At 29.1% G+C, this 24,266-nt stretch carries 13 protein-coding genes; 11 read left to right on the top strand and 2 right to left on the bottom strand.

The genetic code is table 11. The annotated features are described in order from the left end of the window. The first annotated feature begins 2 nt into the window (after positions 1–2). From K5V21_RS04525 to K5V21_RS04510, 4 genes are all read left to right on the top strand, one after another. Positions 3–1,040 (top strand): ribonucleotide-diphosphate reductase subunit beta, encoded by a 1,038-nt coding sequence (locus K5V21_RS04525; protein WP_204595591.1) that lies wholly within the window; start codon positions 3–5, stop codon positions 1,038–1,040. A gap of 257 nt (positions 1,041–1,297) precedes the next feature. Beyond that, positions 1,298–3,544: a glycoside hydrolase family 31 protein gene (locus K5V21_RS04520; RefSeq protein ID WP_221859561.1), complete on the top strand. Its 2,247-nt coding sequence runs from the start codon at positions 1,298–1,300 to the stop codon at positions 3,542–3,544. 21 nt (positions 3,545–3,565) lie between these two features. Next, complete coding sequence (locus K5V21_RS04515) at positions 3,566–4,351, top strand: endonuclease/exonuclease/phosphatase family protein (protein ID WP_221859560.1); 786 nt, start codon at positions 3,566–3,568, stop codon at positions 4,349–4,351. A 182-nt stretch (positions 4,352–4,533) separates the two neighbouring features. Further along, positions 4,534–6,972: a glycoside hydrolase family 38 N-terminal domain-containing protein gene (locus tag K5V21_RS04510; protein ID WP_221859558.1), complete on the top strand. Its 2,439-nt coding sequence runs from the start codon at positions 4,534–4,536 to the stop codon at positions 6,970–6,972. A gap of 52 nt (positions 6,973–7,024) precedes the next feature. On the opposite strand, the gene K5V21_RS04505 is transcribed toward K5V21_RS04510, so the two are convergent. Then, complete coding sequence (locus K5V21_RS04505; RefSeq protein WP_221859556.1) at positions 7,025–8,329, bottom strand: glycoside hydrolase family 125 protein; 1,305 nt, start codon at positions 8,327–8,329, stop codon at positions 7,025–7,027. Between the two features lie 25 nt (positions 8,330–8,354). Further along, entirely contained in the window at positions 8,355–9,035 is a 681-nt protein-coding gene (locus K5V21_RS04500; RefSeq protein ID WP_221859554.1) for a DUF624 domain-containing protein, read from the bottom strand. Between the two features lie 206 nt (positions 9,036–9,241). On the opposite strand from K5V21_RS04500, the gene K5V21_RS04495 reads away from it, so the two are divergent. The 7 genes from K5V21_RS04495 (at position 9,242) to K5V21_RS04465 (ending at position 24,257) form a co-directional block, all read left to right on the top strand. After that, positions 9,242–10,984 (top strand): sensor histidine kinase, encoded by a 1,743-nt coding sequence (locus tag K5V21_RS04495; RefSeq protein ID WP_221859552.1) that lies wholly within the window; start codon positions 9,242–9,244, stop codon positions 10,982–10,984. A gap of 4 nt (positions 10,985–10,988) precedes the next feature. After that, positions 10,989–12,509: a response regulator transcription factor gene (locus K5V21_RS04490; protein WP_221859551.1), complete on the top strand. Its 1,521-nt coding sequence runs from the start codon at positions 10,989–10,991 to the stop codon at positions 12,507–12,509. 205 nt (positions 12,510–12,714) lie between these two features. After that, a complete protein-coding gene (locus K5V21_RS04485; protein ID WP_221859549.1) occupies positions 12,715–13,809 on the top strand; it encodes an ABC transporter permease in 1,095 nt (364 codons plus the stop codon). A 20-nt stretch (positions 13,810–13,829) separates the two neighbouring features. Next, positions 13,830–14,783, top strand: coding sequence for a carbohydrate ABC transporter permease (locus K5V21_RS04480; protein WP_204595582.1), 954 nt, complete (start codon positions 13,830–13,832; stop codon positions 14,781–14,783). Positions 14,784–14,852: 69 nt separating this feature from the next. Next, on the top strand, positions 14,853–17,984 hold the full coding sequence (locus K5V21_RS04475) for an alpha-mannosidase (RefSeq protein ID WP_221859547.1): 3,132 nt from the start codon (positions 14,853–14,855) through the stop codon (positions 17,982–17,984). 127 nt (positions 17,985–18,111) lie between these two features. Further along, on the top strand, positions 18,112–20,529 hold the full coding sequence (locus K5V21_RS04470; protein ID WP_221859545.1) for an FN3 associated domain-containing protein: 2,418 nt from the start codon (positions 18,112–18,114) through the stop codon (positions 20,527–20,529). A 29-nt stretch (positions 20,530–20,558) separates the two neighbouring features. Next, positions 20,559–24,257 carry an endo-beta-N-acetylglucosaminidase gene (locus K5V21_RS04465; protein ID WP_221859543.1) on the top strand — a complete coding sequence of 1,233 codons (3,699 nt, stop codon included), beginning with the start codon at positions 20,559–20,561 and terminating at the stop codon, positions 24,255–24,257. The last annotated feature ends 9 nt before the right edge of the window (positions 24,258–24,266 follow it).

Here is a 24,266-nt window from a genome sequence, read left to right as displayed (position 1 = left end):
ATATGTTTGATATAAATAAGAAGCCGCTTTTCAATGAATTTGGAGATACAGAGACTTCAAAAAAAAGAATGATAAATGGAAACACTACAAATCTTAATGATTTTAATAATATGAAATATACTTGGGTATCAGATTGGTACAGACAAGGTATGAATAATTTCTGGATACCAGAAGAAATAAATTTAGCACAGGACTTAAAGGATTATAAGAAATTAACAGAAGAAGAAAGAACAGCTTACGATAAGATTCTTTCATTCTTAATATTCTTAGATTCAATACAAACAGCTAATCTTGGGAACATAAATAATTATATAACAGCAAGTGAGGTTAATCTTTGCTTAACAATACAGGCATTCCAAGAAGCTGTTCACTCACAAAGTTATAGTTATATGCTAGATACAATATGTTCACCAGAGAAGAGAAATGAAATTCTTTACCAATGGAAAGATGATAAGATACTTCTTGAAAGAAATAAATTTATAGGCGATCAATATAATACATTTGTAAATGAGCCAACAAGACATAACTTAATGAAGACAATAATGGCTAATTATATACTAGAAGGAATCTACTTCTATTCAGGGTTTATGTTCTTCTATAACTTAGAGAGAAATGGTAAGATGCCAGGCTCAGCACAGGAAATAAGATATATAAATAGAGATGAAAATACTCATCTTTGGTTATTTAGAAGCATAATAAGAGAACTTCAAAAAGAGGAACCTGAAATGTTTACTGAAGAGCTAAAGGCTGAATTAATAGAAATGATGAAAACTGGAGTAGAAAACGAAATTGCATGGGGTCACTATGTAATAGGAGACAGTATACAAGGAATAAATAAAAAGCTTATTGAAGATTATATAAAGTATTTAGGTAATATGAGATTAAAAGCTATAGGATTAGATCCTTTATATGCTGGATATGATACAAATCCAGCTGAATGGGTTGATAGACAAGCGAATGCAAATTCTGTTAAGACAGACTTCTTTGAAGCCAAATCAACTGCATATGCAAAAGCAGCAACATTAATAGATGATTTATAAGAATTAAGAGAACCATCTTAAAATAGTTTCTTTATAGCAAAATAAATAAGAAAAATACACATAATAGTTAAGCCTATTATGTGTATTTTTTTATTAGATAAAATGCATATTTACTACAAGGATGTACTTATTATATATATTGTGTAAAAAGTATATGTAAATAAATACTCTTATTTCAAAACCGTGAAATTACAATTTTAAAATGATAAAATTATTAAAATGAAAAATATATCATTTATAAAAAGGAGTAAGAGAGTATGAGTCAATTAAATTATAGAGAGACTTTAAGCAAAGAATTTAAAAGTTATAAAGGTGGACTTAGGGCATATAGAGATTATATTGTAAGTGATAATAGTGTGGAAGTTTATTTCTCATCAGTTAAGCTAGACATAATCTATTTTAATGATTCTATAGTAAAGGTTTTCTTAGGGGAGAAAAATGAGAAATCAATAGAAACTAATGCAGTTATACTAGAATCAAATAATACTAGTATTAACTTAGATGTAGAAGAAGTAGGGACTAATATTGTAATAAAGGGTAGAAAGATAGTTACTATAATAAATAAATTAACTAGTGAAGTTAGATTTGAAGATATAGAAGGAAATGTTGTTTGTGAGGATTTTGAGCCCTCTTTTAAAGACAATGAAGGAACTATATATATATCAAAGATAAATGATTGTCATGCTTACTATGGCTTAGGAGAAAAAGGTGGAGATTTAAATAAGAAGGGAAGCTATACAGAAAATTATAATACAGATGATCCTGAAACTGATGATGATTCAACAATGTATTATAAGACAATACCTTTTTATGTTGGACTAAAGGAAGAGAGTTGTTATGGCTTATTCTTTGATAATAGCTTTAGAAGCTTCTTTGATATGGGAAAACAATATGGAGATAGAATATTCTTTGGAGCAAATGGTGGACAAATTCAATACTACTTTATATTAGGTGATGATATAAAGGAAGTTGTACAAGAGTATTCAAACTTGACAGGGAAAATGGAAATGCCACCACTATGGAGTCTTGGATATCAGCAAAATAGATTTAGTTATTTTACTCAAGAGGAAGTTGATGAATTAGTAAAGACTTTTGAAGAGAAAGAAATACCACTGGATGTAGTTTATTTAGATATAGATTACATGGATGGATTTAGAGTAATGACATTTAAAACACCACATTTTGATGATGCGGCTGGACTTATAAGTAGATTAAAAGAAAAGGGAATAAAGACTATAACAATATTAGATCCAGGAGTTAAGGTAGATGAAGATTACGAAGTATATAGAAGAGGAAAAGAACTAGGACACTTTACTAAAAAGTTAGATGGTGAGGTATTTGTTGGTGCAGTATGGCCAGGGGATAGTGCTTTTCCTGATTTCTCTAATGAAGAATGTAGAAAGTGGTGGAAATCAGAGTTAAAGTCATTTATATCTAAATATAATATAGATGGTATATGGAATGATATGAATGAGCCTTGTGTATTTAATAATGATCATAAGACTATGCTAGAGTCATGTATTCATAATAGTGACTATGGAACAATTGAACATAAAGGATTCCATAATAGATATGGACTTGAAATGAGTAGATGTTCTCATGAGGCACAGAAGGAATTAGATAAGAATAAAAGAGAATTCTCAATGACAAGAGCAACATATGCAGGTGGGCAAAGATATTCTTCAGTATGGACAGGAGACAATATGAGCCTTTGGGGTCAAATGAGGATGTCTATATCAATGAATGCTAATTTAGGTATAAGTGGATTCTCATTTGTAGGAAATGATGTAGGCGGATTTGGATTAGATGTAACAGAAGAGTTATTTATAAGATGGATGCAACTTGGAACATTTCTACCTATATTTAGAAATCACTCAAATATGTATACAAGAAGACAAGAACCTTGGGCCTTTGGAGAAAAAACAGAAGATATATCAAGGGATGCAATAAAGCTAAGATATGAGTTACTACCATATATATATGATTTATTCTATGAATCACATAATAGTGGATTACCAGTATTTAGACCACTAGTTATGGAATATCCAAAGGATAAAAATGTTCAAAATATGAAAGAAGAGTTTATGCTTGGGGATAAGATGTTGATTGCTCCAGTACTTTGTGAAGGTGAAAGAAGTAAGGTTGTATACTTACCTGAGGGAAATTGGTACAACTATCATACAAATAAAAAGTATGAAGGAAATAGAAGATATAAATTAGATTGTGAATTAGAAGATATATTAGTGTTTGTAAAAGAAGGAAGTATGATACCTGCTTATACAGAGAGCTACATGAATGTAGAGAATAGACCAGATAAGGTTACATTTAAAGTATATGGCGAAGAAGCTAGTACAGTGCATTACTTTGATGATGGAAACACTATGGAATATAAAGAAGGAAAATATAATTTATCTAAGGTAAAATGTAGCAAAGAAAATACAAGCATAGAGTATATACATCAAGGCATAGAAGAAGAGAAAGTGGGATTTATATTTATAAAATAATATAGAAAATAAGGAGAAACTATGAGAAATAATTTTATGACCTTTAACTTAAAGTATGATTTTATAGATGATGGAACAAATGATTGGGAGATTAGATTAAAAAGGATAGGTAAAATAATAAAAGATAATAATCCTATATGTATAGGAACTCAAGAAGGACTTATTTATATGCTTAATGATATGAGTAAGGAATTAGAAGAATATTCTTTTATTGGAGAAGGTCGTGATGGTTTTGATAAAGGAGAATATAGCGCAATATTTTATAAAAAAGATGAATTAGAATTAATTAAATGGAATCAATTTTGGTTATCGGAAACACCATTAGTAAAGGGAAGTAAAAGCTTTAATAGTGCATGCACAAGAATTTGTACATGGGCAAAATTTAAAGAAAAGAAATCGGGAAAAGAATTTATAATTTACAATACTCACCTAGATCATGAAAGTAAACTAGCTAGAGAAGAGGGAATAAAAATCATATTACATTTTGCTAGATTAGAATTTAAATCTAGTGAAATACCATTTATTATAATGGGAGATTTTAATTGTTATTTAGGTGATAAAGTTCTTGATATTATAAAGGAATTTAAGATAGGTGATTCTTACTTAAGAAATATCTATGATGAAGTAAGTCATAGTATAAAAGGTACTTTCCACGATTTTAAAGGAGGATATGATGGAGGAATAATAGACTTTATACTAATATCAAATGGTATCAGTTGCAATAAATTATATATAGATGATAGAACAATCTATGAGGGGTATCCATCAGATCATTATCCGGTAATTGCAGAGCTTGAGATAAATTAAAAGAATAGGATTATAAAATTTATAGATAGAAATATAATTTAGCTCATTATTAAGATAATAAATCTATGTAATTTAATTAAAGTAGTAAGTGTAATTTATGTAAAGTTTAATTTGAGTATGGAAAAGGCGAAATAAAATATAAAAAATTAAATTTATAAAATAATTTGAAGTGAGGAATATATATGAAGCCAGTAAACTTGAATAGAAAATGGGAAGTATTACTTATACATCATTCACATACGGATATAGGATACACACAAAGCCAAGAAACCATAGAGTTATATCATATAAATTTTATTAAACAAGCTATTGAAATAAGCGAAAAGCTGAGACAAGTAGGAAAAGAAGGAGAGTTCATTTGGACCTGCGAAAGCTTTTGGGGTGTTGAGAGCTTCTTAAAATATGTAGATAATGAATGGAAGAAGCGTTTTGAAACTTGTGTTAAAAACGTAGGAATAGAGATTACAGGTAACTATCTGAATTTTAATGAGCTTATAGATTATGATAATTTGAAAAATCAAATTTTAAAAGGGGTTAATTACTGTAAGAGTATAGGAATAGATATAAATAGTGCAATGACCGCTGATATTAATGGATATAGTTGGGGTTATTCAGATGCACTATATGATTGTGGAATAAGAAATTTATTTTCTTGTGTTCATACACATCATGGAATGTATCCACTATTTAAAAAACAAACTCCATTTTATTGGGAAACTCCAAAAGGAAATAAAATATTAGTATGGAATGGAGAGCATTATCATTTTGGAAATGAGTTTGGAATGGTAGGCACTGCTACAGGCTCGTATATAAATAGAGATGAATTAGAATCAACATTTACTAGAGATAAATTAAAAGAGTATGGAACAATTAGAATGTTTAGATATTTAAAGGGGCTTGAAAAACAAGATTATGAATACAACTTTGTTCCTATAACTATTCATGGGTTACCAACAGACAATGGTTCTCCTAATATAGAAGTATTAGACTTTATTAATTGGTGGAATAAAGAGTTTGGAGAAGAAGTAACTATAAAGATGACAACATTAGAGAATTTCTTTAAGAATTTAGAAAAAGCTAATGAACAAATACCTACTTATAGAGGAGATTGGCCTGATTGGTGGGCGTTTGGTGTTGGAAGTACTCCACATGTAAATAAAATATTCAAAGAAGCACAAAGAGTATTAAAAACCACTAAATTACTAGATGAAGATTTTAAATTAAGTGATAGAAATCTTATAAATAGATGTGAGGATATGCTAGCACTTTATGCAGAGCATACATGGGGACATTCTTCATCAATAACAAACCCATGGAATAGTTTTGTAAATCTTCTCGATTATAAAAATGCATCATATGCTATAAACGCTCATGAGGCTGCAATAAGAAATTATAACTTTATATTAGAGAAGAAAGGTATGAGTAGTTTAAAGCCTAACAGAAAACCAAAATTTAAAATAATTAATCCTCATAATATAAAAGTAACTGAATGTGTTAAGTTGTCATTAGATTATTGGGAGACATCAGATCTAGAAGAGGTTGTAGAGGATAATTTAGGGAATAGATACTTAACTCAAAGCGAAAATCATCCAAGAGGCAAATATATTAATTTCATAATTACTTTAAATCCTAAAGAAGAGCGAACTTTAATAATTAAAAGGCTAGAGAATGAAGTTCCATATGTAAAAATAAAAAATGAAAATATGTGTTGTCAAAGAATAGACGATATATATGTGTATGAAGAAGAGAATAATATTAAAAAGTATGATCAAATTTATGAAAATAATCACTTAAAAATAGAGTGGAATTACGATAGAGGGATAATAAGTTGGTTTGATAAGATAAACAATGTAGAATTGATAGATAATGATGCGAAAACAGGAGCATTCATGCCTATATATGAATTAACTAGGGGTGAAGGACAAACTGCTGAAGCTCAATATAAAGTTAGACAAGTATTAGGCCGCAATATGAGAGGAAAGAATGCAAAGGTGCATTATCCTACTATAGATTCAATAGAAGTAACGGAAGTTGGGAAAATATTTGGTAAAATACACTTAAAATTAAGCCTTAAAGGAACAAGCTTATTGGAAGTAATAATTAAAGTTTATAATGATAACAAGAGAGCAGATATAAATGTACTAGTTAATAAAGATAGTGTATGGGATCCAGAAAGTTTATACATTGCAATGCCTTTTGCATTTAATAATAAAAAGATGGATTTATATTGTGAGAAAACTGGATGCACAATCCAAGTAAAAAAAGATCAATTACCTGGAACTAATTGTGACTTTTTTTTAGTTCAAGATGGAATTGCTTTAATAGAAAATAACTATGGAGTTAGTATATCAATGCCAGATACATCATTAATATATACATCAAAGCTTCAATATGAGAACTCTAAAAAATTGTTTCATGAAAAATATACAAATCATAATGAGTATGAGTTATATTCATGGGTTATGAATAATATTTGGGAGACTAATTTTAAGGCATCTTTAGGAGGATTTATAGAATTTAATTACTCTATGAATTGGTCAGATAATGTTTCAAATGTTGAAAAATTAATAGAGAAAAATAGAAATATGAATATAGGGTTTATAAATTATAGAATTGATTAATTAAATAAAATAATGGCTATCTTAAAATGAATTTTAAGATAGCCATTTTTATTTAAAGGTGTATTTGATTTTTAACTATTGTTTCATAAATAAAATGTGCAAATAGAGAGTTTGACCAAGCAAACCAATCTCTAGTAAATTGATTTGAATCATTACAATAGAAGCCTTCATGCATAAAGCCTGTACCAGCATCAGTTGAAATTAAAGTTTTGATTAAGTCTTTAATCTCATCTGTATTATTAGTAGTAAGACCTTGCATTGAAAGTGCTATATGCCATATATACTCAGGTGGAGTATGAGGACTTCCTATACCACAAGCTTCAGTTCCTTCGTAGTAGAATGGATTATTTTTACTTAGTATAAATCTTCGTGTATTCTGATATATTTCATCGTCAATTCCTCTAAACTCAAGATAAGGTATTGATAGAAGACTAGGGACATTTGCATCATCCATAAAGTTATAATTTCCAAGGCCATCTACTTCATAAGCGTATATATCACCAAATTCTTCATCATGAACTATACCAAACTTTTCTATACCAGCTTCTATTTCACATCTTAGGCTTCTTGCTTTTTCTTTAAGCTCAGTATCTTTATATATAGTTTCAGCAATTTCTTCAATATAACCTAAAGCTACACTTGCAAACATATTAGCAGGAACTAAGTATCCATATTGGCAAGCATCATCACTAGGTCTAAATCCTGACCAAGTCATACCTGTGAATCCTACTGGATTTCCAAGCCCATTATTACATAGTGTATCTGTAGGTGAGCAGTTTAATCTTTGGAATGAGTAATCCGACTTCTCAAAGTGATATTGCTCAGTTTTCCATAAGTCAATTATTATATTAAACACAGTTCTTATTTCTTTATCAAAGAAAGATGTATCGTTAGTTTCTTTAAAATATTTATACATTAAACGTACAGGATAACAAAGAGAATCTATCTCATATTTTCTTTCCCATACCCAAGGACTATCTTTAGTTATGTCGTTGTCCCACTTTTGACCATTAGCTTCTTTATTAAAAGCATTAGCATAAGGATCTATTAAAATGCATTTCATTTGTCTTTTAATAAGACCAGTAAATATATCTTTTAAGCACTCATTCTCTTTAACAAATGGTAAGTAGTGCTCTATTTGTGATGTTGAATCTCTAAGCCACATAGCAGGAATATCTCCTGTTATTACAAAAGCATCATTTTCTGATACATCAACAGTTGTCTCTATTGTATTTATAAAACAGTTATAAAATAAAGTCTTTAATTTTTCATCAGATATTTTATTTGATAAGTCAGTTCCTATTTCTCGTACAGTATCTTTAATAATATCTAGTTTATTAATTGTAGTAGTGTTCATAAAATTTCCTCCAAAATATTTATAATTAAGAATTATTTTTTGATGCTTGTTCAAGTTCAAGTAATAGTGCTTTATTCGTAAATATAAGTGAAAAAGCAAGTATACTAGCTATAAATAGTGCCATTGTTCCAGGTGCTATTTCAAATAATACAAGTGAAACAATTAGAATTAATATATTAGTTATAGTTATTATTGGTCTTGTAAAAGTTAATATAAAAGAAGTCTTCAAAAGATCGAAGTTCTTCATTGAAAATCTACTCATTAGTATATATAAATGAGGTGTTACTGCAGCTGCAAGTATAAGCAGTGATGCAAATAAACAAGTAAGTAACATATTATGATTAACAGTAGAGAAGAACTTAACATTAGAGTATAAAGCTAATATTATAAGAAGCTCAGGAATCCACATTGATAAAGATTGAAGGAAGTTTAATTTAACTCCTTTAATGAAATCTTTAACTATATCTAAACTTTTAGTACGTATAAGCTTTCCCATGCAATATAAAAGTACAGTGAAAGCAGGTACTGTAGGAATTAAGCATACTAAGAATAGTGGAAAGTACGTAAAAACATTACTTATACCAACAAATAAGAAAAACAAAATAACCGGAATATTAAATATCATGAAGAAGATATTTAACAAAAAGAACCAAAAAATATAATTAAAAGTATCGAATATTTTGTCTAAATTAAAAATTTCTTGCATAATGAACTCTCCTTTTGAAAATGTTTACTTTAATAGCTATAGTATAATTTAATCAATGAGTATATTCAATTTATTATGTATTTTTTATACAAAAAACTAGAAAAAATACACTAAAAATATAATATATTACATAGAAAAATCTTTTAATGAAATAATTATTATGGTTAAATATATTTAGAGGTAAGTAAAATTTAGGGGTGTTAAATATGCGTGCCAGAAAATCAATGATATATAAAAGACTATTTATTGTTTATATATCTGTAATACTTCTTTTAATAACAGCATTAGATATTTACTTTATTAATAGGGTACATAAAGAGAATATTGATAATAATATGTATGTAAATGAGAAGGTTGCTTACGATGTAAACGATGTACTTAATGAAATGACTAATTCTAGCAACTCAATAGTTGAAACTATGTATAATGATTCTTATGTAGTAGATGATATAATACATTTTTTAAATACAGATAATGTTACATATTTAAAGAGTAAACTAAATAAATTCTCTCAAAGCAATGAGTATTTTTATAGGGGGGTAGAACATTTTACTAGAAACTCATTTATTTCAAATAGTAGCTTAATAGATATATCATTTATTGGTTATGATAGAATGGAAACCAGATCATTTAATAGAACTAATCAAATAGCAGTCGAAAAAATAAACAAGTCATATATATTTAACAATAAGAATTTTTCTAATGTTATATGTAAAAAAAATGCTGTAAGCTTTGTTAAGGAAATTAGAAATCCAACTAGTTTAAAAAGTGAAGGTCTTATAGTGCTTACGTATGATTTGAATAACATTTCAAATATTGTAAAAAAATATAATGATGAATATGAAGTTATGGTTTTAGATGAAAATGAATTCGTGGTTTATGATTCTAATAAAGACTTTGAGTACAAGTATTATGATGATTTTCCAAAGTTAGAAAATGGGCAGGATATAGTAAAATTAGATAATCAAGAGTATTATGTTTATAAAATAACTAGTAAATCTAATTTAACAACAGTAGCTAAATTTAATAGGAATAGTGTACGCAGTTTACCAAAAGGATTTTTAAATTCTTTGATAGCTGTAGATATAATATTATTTATAATAGCTTTAGGCGTTTTAATTATTAAACTTAAAAAATTTAGTGATAGAACAGATAATATATTAATTGCTATGGAAAAAGTTAGAAATGGTGACTTGAATGTTTCAATTCCTATAGATGAGAAAAAAGATGAGAATGATGAGATTAGATATATATCAGAAAACTTTAATGATATGTGTAGAGATTTAAATAAATATATTGAAAAGAGTTACTTAGCAGAATTAGATCAAAAGAAAGCAGAAATGATAGCACTTCAAAATCAGATTAATACACATTTTTTATATAACACATTAGAGTGTATAAGAATGACTGCTATTTGTAATGGGGACAAAGAAGTAGGTAAAATGTTATATACATTAGCATTTTTATTTAGAAAGCAAGTTAAGGATAAAGATGTAATAACTATAAGCGATGAGTTAGAATATTGCACTAAATATATAGAAATATTTAAATTCAGATATGATGAAAAGTTTAATTTTAAGATTAACTGTGATGAGAGTCTATTAGACAAAGAAATAATAAAATTCACATTACAACCTATAATTGAGAATTACTTTGTTCATGGTATAAGACTTGATGATTTTGATAATTACCTAGAGATAAACATAATAAAAGATGGCACAGATATAATAATAATGGTTAAAGATAATGGGAATGGGACAACTAAAGAAAGGATAAATAGTATAAATAATAGTCTGAAAAATAGAGATTATGAAGGGAAATCTATAGGCATTACTAATGCTCATGAGAGAATTGTAATTGCATATGGTGATGATTATGGTATTGGATTAGAACTAAATAATGGTAGAGGAGTAATGGTTGTTATAAAACTTCCATGTAGAGAGGGGTAATTTCATGTACAAGGTTATGTTGGTCGATGACGAAAAACTTATTACACAAGGATTATTAAATTTAATTGAATGGGAAAATTTAAATTTAGAAGTTGTAAACACAGCACAAAATGGGGAAGAGGCTCTTGAAAAGTTTAAAGAAAATCCTGTCAATATAGTTGTAACAGATATAAATATGCCCAAAATGAGTGGGCTTGATTTAATAAAAGAGATTAAAGCTATAGATGAAGGTGTTAATTTTATAATATTAAGTGGATATGATGAATTTTCATATGCAAAAAAAGCAATAGCATATGGAGTTGAAAGTTATATATTAAAACCTATTAATGAAGAAGAACTTGAAGAATCTTTAATAAGTATAGTAAAGTCTATTAAGTTAGCGAAGAAAAATAAAAATAATATATTAGATAAAAATAGAAAGCTAATTGAATTTATAAATGGGAAAATAAATAAAGAAGAGATATATAAAATAAAAGAAGATATAAATTTAGATTTTAATGAAAAATATTATACAGTAGCAACAATAACCATAAGTAAACGAAATGAAGATGGTAAGTATATAAATATAGATGAAATTATAGAAGAGAATACACTTGGAAACTATGAAATAATTCATAAGTTTGATGGTCAAACTATATTAGTTAATTCATGGAATGAAGGATGCAGTAGAGAAGAAATTATAGAATATTACAATCGTATAAAAGATAAATTAATAAATACTCTAAATGTAGATGTATTTATTGCAATAGGTGATACAGTAGATTCTATAGATAAGCTAAAAAATAGTTACAGAGTAGCATGTAGATTAAAAAAATACATGCTTACAGAAGGAACTAACATGTGCTTGTACAAAGAGAAAGTTTCTGATATAGAAGAATATAGAATGAATTTTTCATCAGAAATAGACAAGCTAAATAAGCTTATAATAGAAAAGAATATAAATAAAACTAAGGATTATTTAACAGAAATATTTGATAATAGTAAGTTAACTCCGAGAAATATATATGATTTATCAGTAAAAATAATAATACTTATTGATAATATTTCTGATGAGTTTAAGTTAGATAAAAAGTATGTACGAGATAGCTTAAGTTCAACTATAGTAGAATTATGTAATGAAAGTACAAGAGATAGTGTAAAAACATTTATAATTAGTGAAGTTGAGGAAGTTATAAATGCTATGTGCTCAAATACTATAAAGTATAGTCCTATAGTACAACAAATTATAAATAATATAAATGATAGATATTATGAAGAGTTAAGTTTAAAGACACTTGCTCAACAATATAATATAAATAGCTCATACCTTGGAAGAATATTCTCTAAGGAAGTTGGAATGTCATTTTCAGAGTATCTAAATAAGACAAAGAATATTAAAGCTAAAGATCTTATATTAGAGACTAATATGAAAATAAATGATATTGCTAAGGCTATAGGATATACGGATACTAGTTATTTTTATAGAAAGTTTAAAAAATATTATGGAGTTTGTCCATCAACATTGAGAGAAATGAAAAATTATTAATAGAGAAAATTAATCCTCTAATTGATTTAAATTATAAATTTATAGTCAATTAGGGGATCTTTTTATGCAATAAAATTAGTTGAAAATAGATACATCTAATTTCTACACTAAATCTAGATTATTTCAACTTTAAAGGTAAATATTAAATATGATATATTTTAAGTAACTTAGGGAACGTTTACAAGAACGGAAGGGAGAGGGGTAAATGTCTAAAGTAGGAAATCTAGAAAAAGTAGAAGAAAAACAAAAAGTAGACAAAGTAAATAAAGTAGAAAAGATACAGAAAGTAGACGAAGTAAAAAAAGTAGAAAAAGCAGAAAAAGTAAATAAAGTTGAAGAGGTAAAAAAGGTAGATAAGTTAGCTAAAAAGAAAAAAGAATCAAGGTTCAAAAGATTAAAGGCTAATAAAGAATTATTACTTTTAACTGTACCAGGAAGTATATGGTTTTTAATATTTGCATACTTACCTATGTTTGGAATTATAATAGCCTTTAAGGATTGGAAAATACATGGTGGATTCCTTGAAAGTTTATTTAAGAGTAAGTGGGTTGGACTTAAAAACTTTGAGTTCTTGTTCCAGAGTAGTGATGCTTGGTTAATAACAAGAAATACAGTTTTATATAATTTAGTATTTATAATACTTGGAATAGTTCTTCCAGTAACTTTTGCAATACTTTTAAAGGAACTTTTAAATAAGAAGTTATCAAAGTTCTACCAAAGTTCAATGTTTTTACCATACTTCTTATCATGGGTTATAGTAAGTTACTGTTTATTCGCATTCTTAAGCCCAGAGAAGGGATATGTAAATGGAATTTTAAATACGCTTGGAATGGATAGTGTATCTTGGTATACAGAACCTAGATATTGGACATTTATAATAATTTTCATGAGTCAATGGAAAGGTGTAGGTTATGGAACAGTTGTTTATCTAGCATCAATATGTGGAATAGATAAATCATACTTTGAAGCGGCAATGATAGATGGAGCTAGTAAGTGGCAACAAATAAAATATATTACACTTCCATTATTAAAACCAGTATTAATTATCATGTTCATAACAGCAGTAGGGGGAATGTTTAGAGCTGACTTTGGATTATTCTATCAATTACCAAAGAACTCAGGTGCATTATACTCAGTAACAAATGTTATAGATACTTATGTTTATAGAGGACTTACTAACCTTGGAAATATAGGAATGAGTTCAGCAGCAGCATTATATCAATCATTTGTAGGATTAATATTAATATTAGTTACAAATGGAATCGTTAGAAAAGTAGATAACGAAAATGCATTCTTCTAGGAGTAAAGGTGGTGTAGATTATGATAGATAAAATAAAAAATAAAATATTCAGTAAAGGTAAAGAAGAAGTGGATGGAGTAAATAAGTTTAACTCTATATCAAAACCTACAAATATTGCATTTAATATATTCTTTGGTATATTAGCGGCACTCTGTATAATACCATTTATATTCGTTATTATTATATCATTTACTAGTGAGCAAGCACTTCAAATGAACGGATATAGATTTTGGCCAGAGGAGTGGAGTTTAGAAGCATATAAATTCGTATTCTCAGGCGGAGAAATAATGAGATCATATGGAATAACTATATTTATAACTATAGCTGGTACATTATTAGGGCTTGTAATTATGACAACTTATGCATATGCACTATCAAGAAAGAACTTTGCATATAAAAAGTTCTTTACAAAACTAATATTTATACCAATGTTATTCTCAGGTGGTATGGTTGCATCATATATGGTTGTAACGAGTTTCTTAGGACTTAAGAATAACTTACTTGCATTGATACTTCCTATATGCGTAAGTTCATTCCATATTATAATACTTAGAACATTCTTTAAGACAACAGTACCAGATGCAGTTGTAGAATCAGCTAAGATAGATGGTGCATCAGAGTGGAAATTATTCTTAAAGATAGTTCTTCCAATATCACTTCCAGCAATAGCAACGATAGCATTATTCTTAACACTTGGATTCTGGAATGATTGGTTTAACGCAATGCTTTATATTGATAAAAATAGTTTAGTTCCATTACAGTACTTACTTATTAGATTGGAGACATCAATGGAATTCTTAGCAAATAACTCGGCTACCCTTGGAACAAATGCAGTAGAAGCTGCTGCAGCAATGCCAAAGGATACAGCTAAGATGGCAATAGTTGTTATAACTACAATTCCTATCATATTTGCATATCCATTCTTCCAAAAGTATTTCGTAAGTGGACTAACAGTTGGAGCAGTAAAAGAGTAAAAATTAAATTAATAAATATAAATTAATCATAAAAGACAATAGAGTATATAAGTTAGAGAGGGATATATTATGTATTATTTATTAGAAAGAATTGATAAAATTTGTGGAGAAATTTCAAAACACGTATATAGAGATCAAATTAATCTTGAGAACTATATGTATATAGATGGAAACTATCATAATATTGATTTAATAAAAGAAGCACCAGAAGATGGTTGGAGAGAATTTAAAACAGGAGATCTATGGGGAGGAAAAGACTGTCATGGATGGTTTAAGTGCTCAGTTGAAGTTCCAGAAAGTTTTGCTGGAGAAACTATAGCTTTAAACTTTCATACATTCGAAGAAGGATGGGATGCAACAAATCCTCAATTTATCCTATATGTTAATGGAGAACAAATTCAAGGTGTTGATATAAATCATAGAGAAGTCATATTAACTCATGATGCAGTTGCAGGTCAAAAGTATGAAATAGACTTACATGCGTATGCAGGAATGCTTGCTGATAAAAAAGCTACATTACATGGTAAGTTAGTAGTAATTGATATGGCTGCAAGAGAATTATACTGGAATTTAAAAGTACCAGTAGATGTTTGCAAAGAGCTAGATAAAGAAGATAAAAACAGAATAGATATGATAACTGTTTTAAATGATGCAGTTAACTTAATTGATTTAAGAAGACCAAAGACAGAATTATATGATGAGAGCGTAAAGAAGGCAAATGAGTTCTTAAATGATAAGTTCTATGGAGAATTATGTGGACATGAGGATGTAATTGCAACATGTGTTGGACATACTCATATAGACGTTGCATGGCTTTGGACAGTTGCTCAAACTAGAGAAAAAGTTGCAAGAAGTTTTTCAACAGTATTAAAGCTTATGGAAGAATATCCAGAATATATATTTATGTCAAGCCAACCTCAACTATATAAATTCTTAAAGGAAGATCATCCAGGAATTTATGCAAAAGTTAAGGAAAAGATTGAAGAAGGTGTTTGGGAACCAGAAGGAGCTATGTGGCTTGAAGCTGATTGTAATGTAACATCAGGAGAATCATTAGTAAGACAAATATTACATGGAAAGAGATTCTTTAAAGAAGAATTTAATGTTGATAACAAGATATTATGGCTTCCAGATGTATTTGGATACTCAGCAGCTATTCCTCAAATTTTAAAGAAATCAGATGTTGATTACTTTATGACAACTAAGATTGCATGGAATCAATTTAATAAAATTCCAAATGATACTTTCATGTGGCAAGGAATAGATGGATCAGAAGTATTAACACACTTTATAACAACAACTGGACCAGGACAAGAAAGAGAATCACACTTTACAACTTATAATGGACATATTCAACCAGATGCAATAATGGGTGCATGGAGAAGATACCAAAACAAGAATATAAATAATGATGTTCTAGTTTCCTTTGGATGGGGAGATGGTGGTGGTGGTGCCACTCTAGAAATGCTTGAAAATGGAAGAAGATTAGCTAAAGGGATACCAGGAGCTCCAAGAGTTAAGATGGGTACATCATTAGATTATTTCAAGAGACTTGAAGAACAAGTTTCAGGAAATAAGAAATTACCAAAGTGGGTTGGAGAATTATATCTTGAATACCATAGAGGAACATATACTTCAATGGCTAGAAATAAGAGAGATAACAGAATCTGCGAAAATATGTACACAGCAGCAGAGAAGTTAAACTCAATGTCAATGTTACTTGGAAATAACTATCCATACAGAAGTATAAATGATTCATGGGAAACAGTACTATTAAATCAATTCCATGATATTATACCAGGTTCATCAATAAAGGAAGTTTATGATGTAACAGATGTTGAATACAAGGCATTAATACAAAATGGTAAAGAGTTAATAGGAGAAGGTTTATCAAATATTACTTCAAACATTAACTTAAAGGATAGAAGTGTTGTTGTATCAAATACTCTAGGATTTGAAAGAAGTGATATAGCCACATTTGATATTCCAGAAGATATAACTAATCCTGCTGTTTTAGATAACAATGGTGAAGAACTAATATGCCAAAAGATAGATGGAAATAAAGCAATATTCTTTGCAGAAAATATTCCAGCTAATGGACATAAGGCATTTAAGATAGTAGAAGCAACTAAAGTATCTAATGATGTTGTAGAAGTTTCTGAAAATGGAGCAGAAAATAAATTCTTCAAGATTGAGCTTGATAATAAGGGACAAATTGTATCATTCATAAACAAAGCATCTAATAGAGAAATATTAAAAGATGGTGCTATAGGAAATGAAATACAAGCATTTGAAGATAAGCCAATGTGCTTTGATAACTGGGATATAGATATCTACTATAAAGAAAAAATGTGGAAGATAGATGATATTCAAAACATTGAAGTAATAGAAAGAGGTCCAGTAAGAAGTACATTAAAGATAGAAAGAAAATTCTTAGAATCAACAATAGTACAAAAGGTATATGTATACAATGACTTAGAAAGAGTTGATTTTGACACATATGTAGATTGGAAAGAAAGAGATGTAGTTGTTAAAGCAGCATTCCCAATTGATATAAATACTAAAGAAGCAACTTACGAAATTCAATATGGAAATGTTACAAGACCTACACATAATAATACTTCATGGGATGTTGCAAGCTTTGAAGTTTGTGGACATAAGTGGGCAGATTTATCAGAAGGAGACTTTGGGGTATCATTGCTTAATAACTCAAAGTATGGACATGACATCAAAGATGGAAATATGAGATTAACTCTATTAAAATCATCTTGTGATCCAAATCCAGATGCAGATAAGGAAGAACACTTCTTCACATATTCAATCTACAGTCATGAAGGAGATTGGAAGAAGGCAAAGACAGCTAATGAAGCTTATAAGTTAAATACTCCACTATATGCAAAAGTTGAAGAAGCACATACTGGAGAATTAGAAGATGAATTAAGCTTAGTTAAGGTAAATAAGGAAAACATCATGATTGAAGTTATTAAGAAGGCTGAAGATACAGATCACTTAATAGTAAGAATGTATGAGTTCCACAACAAGAGAACAAATGCTACTTTAGAGTTCTTTAAAGATATAGAAGAAATATGCGAATGTAACCTAATGGAAAGAGACTTAGAAGTACTTAATGCAGATGAAAATAAAGTTAACTTCACAATTAAACCATTTGAAATAAAGACATTCAAACTTAAATTAAAGTAGTAGATTAAGAAGGAATATAGAAGAAATCATAGAAGTATCTACGAATAAATAAATGAGTAGATACTTCTATTTATATATCTAAAAAGTTAATTAAGCTAGTATAGTGATACTAGCAGGAGGTAGAGTTATGAAGTCAAGAGATAGAGCTCCTACAATAGTAAATATTTATAATTTTATAAGAAAAACAGTTTATCCTAGTGGAGAGTTTGTAAAGGATGATTTTGATACAGTTTTATATCAAATGGAAACATTAAAACGGTATAATCTGCCGGCAACATATGCATTAAAATATGATGCACTTATGGATGAAAAATATTCTAATCTTATCAAAGAAAATATAGATGATTATGATGAAGTTGCAGTGTGGTGGGAAATTGATGAGACACTTGCAAAAAAGTCTAATGTAGAGTGGAAGGGAAAAACTCCAGTAGATGACCATGTAAATATAGGATATTCACTAGGATATAAACCAGAAGATAGAATGAAAATGGTTGATGTTTATATGGAGGATTTTAAAGAAATATTTGGATATTACCCAAAGACCGTCGGATCATGGGTAATAGATATAATTACACTTAATTACTTTAAAGAAAAATATGGAGTAGTAGCGGCGGCTTTATGTAGAGATCAAATTGGAACAGATGGGTTTACACTATGGGGAGGTTATTTTAACCAAGGATATTATCCAAGTAAATTTAATGAGTACATTCCAGCGCAAAGAACAGAAATGCAAATAGATATACCTATATTTAGAATGCTTGGACCAGATCCTATATATAGTTTTGAAGATGGCTTAAGAAAATCAGTTACTGGAGTACATACTTTAGAACCAGCTTCCGTAATTGGACAAACGGAAGAATGGGTAAAGTGGATACTTGATAGATTTACAAAGGAAGACGTCTTAGGATTTTCCTATGTTCAAGTAGGTCAAGAAAATACATTTTTATGGAATACAATGAGAAAGGGATATGAACTTCAAATTCCTTATATAGCAGAACTTGAAAGAATGGGAGCGGTAAGAGTTCAGACTTTAGAGGAAACAGGTAAGTGGTATAAGAAAAAATATAATTTAACTCCTCCAACAACTTTTGCTGCATCAGAGGATTGGAATAAAGATGAGAATTTGAGAACACTTTGGTACAATAGTAGGTTTTATAGAGTAAGTTTTCTTTGGGAAGATAATAAACTTTCTATAAGAGATTTACATTTGTTTAATGAAAATTATAAATCTAGATATTATGATGATACTTTAGATGATGATGAAAGTATATTTGATTCATTGCCTATATTAAATGCGCATAAGTGGAGTGATGATGAGTCTCGTGCATCAATAGATTTTATAACTTTAGATAGTGAAAATAAAATTCAAAGGTTAAAGGGGAAAGAACCTAAGTTTTCAACAAATGGGGAATCTATTTATAATATAGAATGGAAATGTGAAAATTATAATTTTGTCATAATAAACTGTAATGAAAGTAAGATAAATATATCTATGAAGAGCATTTCTAGCAATGATAAGAAATTAGCTATTCATATTAATAAGTTGCCAGTTTTGAAAGATTTAAACAGAAAGATGTTAATTTGTAATCATAATGGATTTGAATATAGAATTTCATTAGATGATGGTGATTTTAAATTGAAAAATGATGGAAGTATCCTAATAATTAGTGAAAAAAATGAGATTACTATAGTTCTTTCCAAAAATAATATACCTAATAAATCAGGGGAATTCCTAAATAAAGAGTTTGCCGAAAATATAGAATCCATAGATAAATATATTCCTATAAATAAAAGAATTACTAAAAACTCAAAGATGAAGCTTAGAGCTTTAAAGCCTAATATAATTCCAAATGTAATACTTAGCAAAAATGATGATATTCAAATATTTAAAATAGAAAACAATGAGGAGGATGGGGAGATTCATTATACAGTAGATGGAAGTACCCCAGATATAGAATCTCCTGTTTATGAAAACCCTATAATTTTAGGTAAAGAATCAACTATAAAAGCTATTGCTTTTAAAGATGGATTTAAAGAAAGTGAAGTCGTAGAGGGAAGACTTTATAAAACAATGTCTATAAAAGATATCATAGGTAATACCAAGCCAGTGGATATTGATAAATTTAATAAAAAAGGTGTATATGATCTTATAGATGGTAATAAGGGAACTTCAGATTATACAGATGGTAATTGGCTTGGATATTATGAAGATATGGATGTTACTGTTGATTTAGGTGAGATTAAAAAGATAAATAGTATAACAGTTGGTTTCTTACAAGACACCAGGGCTTGGATATACTATCCGAGGTATGTGGATTTTGAGGTGTCAGTTGATGGAAAAGCTTTTAAAAGAATAGATCGCATATATAATGAAAACTCTGTACCTAGAACAGAAGTTGGAGTTAAGAATATATCTACAGACAGCGTATGGAATATACGTTATATAAGAATATTTGCAAAGAGTGAAGGTCTATGTCCAGATTGGAGCATAATGGCAGGAGAAGGTCCAGCTTTTATGTTCGTAGATCAAGTGACAATATTATAAATTTTTTAAAGCAGAGGGGGAAAATAACAATGTCCATCAAACCAAACAAAAATAAAACTAGAGGTTTTAAAAGAAGCTTCGCATCTAAAAGACCATTAGCTTGTGCATTAGCACTTGCAATTACAGCATCAATGGCTCCAAGTCTTGATGCTGTTGCGAAAGAAACTACCAATTATGTGAAAGGAATGTATCAAAAATCAACTCAAGAAAAGGCAGGGAATACACTACAGCCTACAGGGAATGGATACAGTATAAAGACTTTACTTGAATGGAGTCCAGAAAGTGATGAGAATGCAAGATACAACAGAGGAAGTATAAAATTACAGGACAGATTTACAGGTCCTGTAGTGAATAAGAATGCTAACAAGGATGCAAAAATTATGAATTGTGCACTAACAAATCCGCAGTCAGATAATGCGCCATCTCAGGGGGGAGATACAGAAAATGCATATGCTTTTTCATATTGGCAATATGTTGATTCTTATGTGTATTGGGGAGGTACAAGTAAGGGAATATTCTTAGTGCCAACAGCTGATGTAATAGATTCTGGTCATAAAAATGGAGTGCCAGTACTTGGAACAGTAGGTTTTCCATGGGGGCCTGGGGAAGGTCATGTTGAACAAATAAGAGAATTTTTAGCTAAAGATAAAGATGGAAAATTTAAAGTAGCCGATAAAATGATAGAGATGGCAAGGTTTTATGGATTTGATGGATGGTTTATAAATCAAGAAAGTTATGGATGTAGTAAAGAAGATGCTGATCTTATGGTTGAGTTCTTTACTTATATGAAAGAAACTGCGCCGGATATAAGGATTGGATGGTATGATTCAATGACTACAGAAGGTCCTGTTAAATATCAAGATTCTTTGAATCCATTAAACGTAGGCTTTTTCCAAAATGAAGGTAAGAGAGTTACAGATGAGTTTTTCCTAAATTATAATTGGGATATGCCATCAACTAGTTTTCCAGAAAAAAGTAAAGTTGATATGAGTGTTGATACTGCAAAAAGTGTAGGCAGAAGCCAATATGATGTATATGCAGGTGTTGAAGTTCAACAGAATGCATATAATGATAAATTCCCCGTAGAACATCTTCTAGATGAAAATGGGAAATTAAAGACATCACTAGCAATGTATTGTCCAAATTCAACTTTTTCTATGGCAAAGGATGTTGACGATTTTTATAAACACGATCAGAAATTCTGGGTTGGACCTACAGGTGATCCAGCAAATACTGATACAAGCGAAAAATGGGTTGGACTTTCAAATTATGTAGCTGACAAATCAGCAATTAATAGCTTACCATTTGTTACTAACTTTAATTTAGGACATGGAAAAGATTATTATATAGATGGAAAATTATCAAGAGATAAAGAGTGGAATAATAGGGCAATACAAGATTATCTACCAACATGGAGATGGATGGTTGAGTCAAATGGATCAAAATTAAAGCCAGATTTTGATAGAAATGATGCTTATAATGGAGGAAGTTCATTAAAGATAGAAGGGAATTTAGAGAGTAAAAATCCAAATCATATAAAGCTGTATAGTACGAATTTAAATATAGTAGATTCATCAACAGAACTATCTCTTGTATATAAGACACCTTTAAAAGAAAATAATATGAAGATTGGTTTATGCTTTGGAGATAGTTATGATGATGAAAACTTTGTATTCTTTGATGTTAAAGATGGACAAGCAGGTCAATGGAATATTGCAAAAATTTCTTTAGCTAATTATGTGGGGAAAAGAGTATCTGCGATTTCTTTAAAATTTGATAGTTCAGAAGATATTAATAATTACAAAATAAATGTAGGAAACATATCTATAGAAGAAAAAAATAATGATAAGATCCTAGAAGCTACAAGTAAGATAACTTTAGATAAGTCACTTCTTCATAATTCAAAGAAGGCTGAAGCTAAAATTTATTGGAATGATGTAAAGGGTGCAGATTTTTATGAAATATATAGAATTAAGCCAAATGGAGAGAGGGAATATGTAGGATCAACATATAATGATTCTTATTATATAGCTCCATTTAATAGATATGATAATGAGAAATCATTTAATTTCGAAGTAGTTGCAGTTGATAAAAATTATAATAGAGGAAAAGCAAAACAATTAAAATTCAATTGGAATATTGGAGAAAATGATACAGAAGTACCGAATGAAGAAGTTCCTGTAAACGTTGCACTAAATAAAAAGGTCAGAGCAAGTTCTGAAAATGCAGGTGAGCCAGCATATAAAGCTGTAGATGGAACTGTTGATAATAATAGTAAATGGTGTACGACTACTGATATGTTCGGTGGATGGCTTGAAGTAGATCTAGGAGAAGAAAAGACAATTAAAAGATGGGTTACTATGCATGGGGAGGCTGGAGGAGAAGATAAGCTTACCAATACTAAAGACTTTAGACTTCAAGTTTCTAATGATGGTGGAAAAACTTATAAAGATGTGGACACTGTAGTGGATAATACAGAGGGAATTGTGGATAGAAATCTAAAAGAACCTGTAACGGGAAGGTATTTTAGAATAATGATAGATCATCCAGGACTATCACCTTGGAAGGCTATAAGACTGTATGAATTCCAACTATTTGAGGAAGCTCATAGTCCAAAAACTGAAAATATATTTTTAAATTCAGTAAGGGCATTTAACAATGTAGGAGCAAAGGATAGATTTGTTGCAAAAAATGTTCCAGTAGGTCAAGAAGTATCTTTATATAAAAATATTAATGATACAAAACCATTTGCAAGTAAGATTTCAGCAGAAGATGGAATAGTAATATTTGATGATTTAGATTTTGGATCAAAAGAAGGTAGAGTATTCTTTACAACCAAAGCTGAAGGAAAGGATACTAGTATAAAGCTTAGTACAGCTTATGAAAATGAAAATTGGGAGGTTACTCCTATACCAGATAAGTTTAAAATATATGAGTATCAAGTTGCGCCAAGGACATTAGATAATAAATATTATGGAACTATAGAAGCTGGAGATTTAAAACCTGGAGATATATTAAGTTACTATGAGAATGAGGATGATATATTCCCAACTAAAGTTAGCGTAGCTGCTGAGTTAGATACAACAATATTAGAAGGAATAAAGCTTAATAATGATGGAGGAGATTTGATTCTTGAAGTTAGTAGAAAAGGAATGAAGACAACTCCTAAATTTAAATTAGCATATACAAGTGATAAGAAAGCTTCAACTAAAGGGGAAGTTGAAATTAAAGTAGAAGATAGCAAAGGAAATTCTGTAATAAAAGATGCTGTATATGAAGTTTTAAAAGATAATAAAGTAGTAGGTAAAATAACTACAAATGATGATGGAGTTGGGACAACAAAATTAGATCCAGGAACTTATACCATTAAATATACAGGAAACTTAAAAGGATATGAGAAGGATGATAATAAATATGAAATCAAAATAGAGAAGGCATTTGATAAAGAGGTTAAAAAATTATCATTAAATAAGATAAAAGAAGATACAGAAAATAAACCTGATCAAGGGGAAGATAGGCCGGAACAAGGAGATGATAACAGTAAACCGAATGGAGATAAGGATGAAAACCAGGGTAATAATCAAGATGAAAAACCAAATAAGAATCCTGATAAAGATCAAGCCAATGAAACTTTACCTTCAACAGGGTTCACTATACCACTTAAGATTTTCACTATGTCTGGACTATTAACTTTAGTAGGATTAATCTTACTAAAAAAGAGAAGATAATATTAGTTA

Origin of the sequence: Clostridium sardiniense, assembly GCF_019753795.1 — a bacterium.
GTDB lineage: Bacteria > Bacillota > Clostridia > Clostridiales > Clostridiaceae > Clostridium > Clostridium sardiniense.
This window is presented reverse-complemented; position numbering and strand designations above follow the sequence as displayed.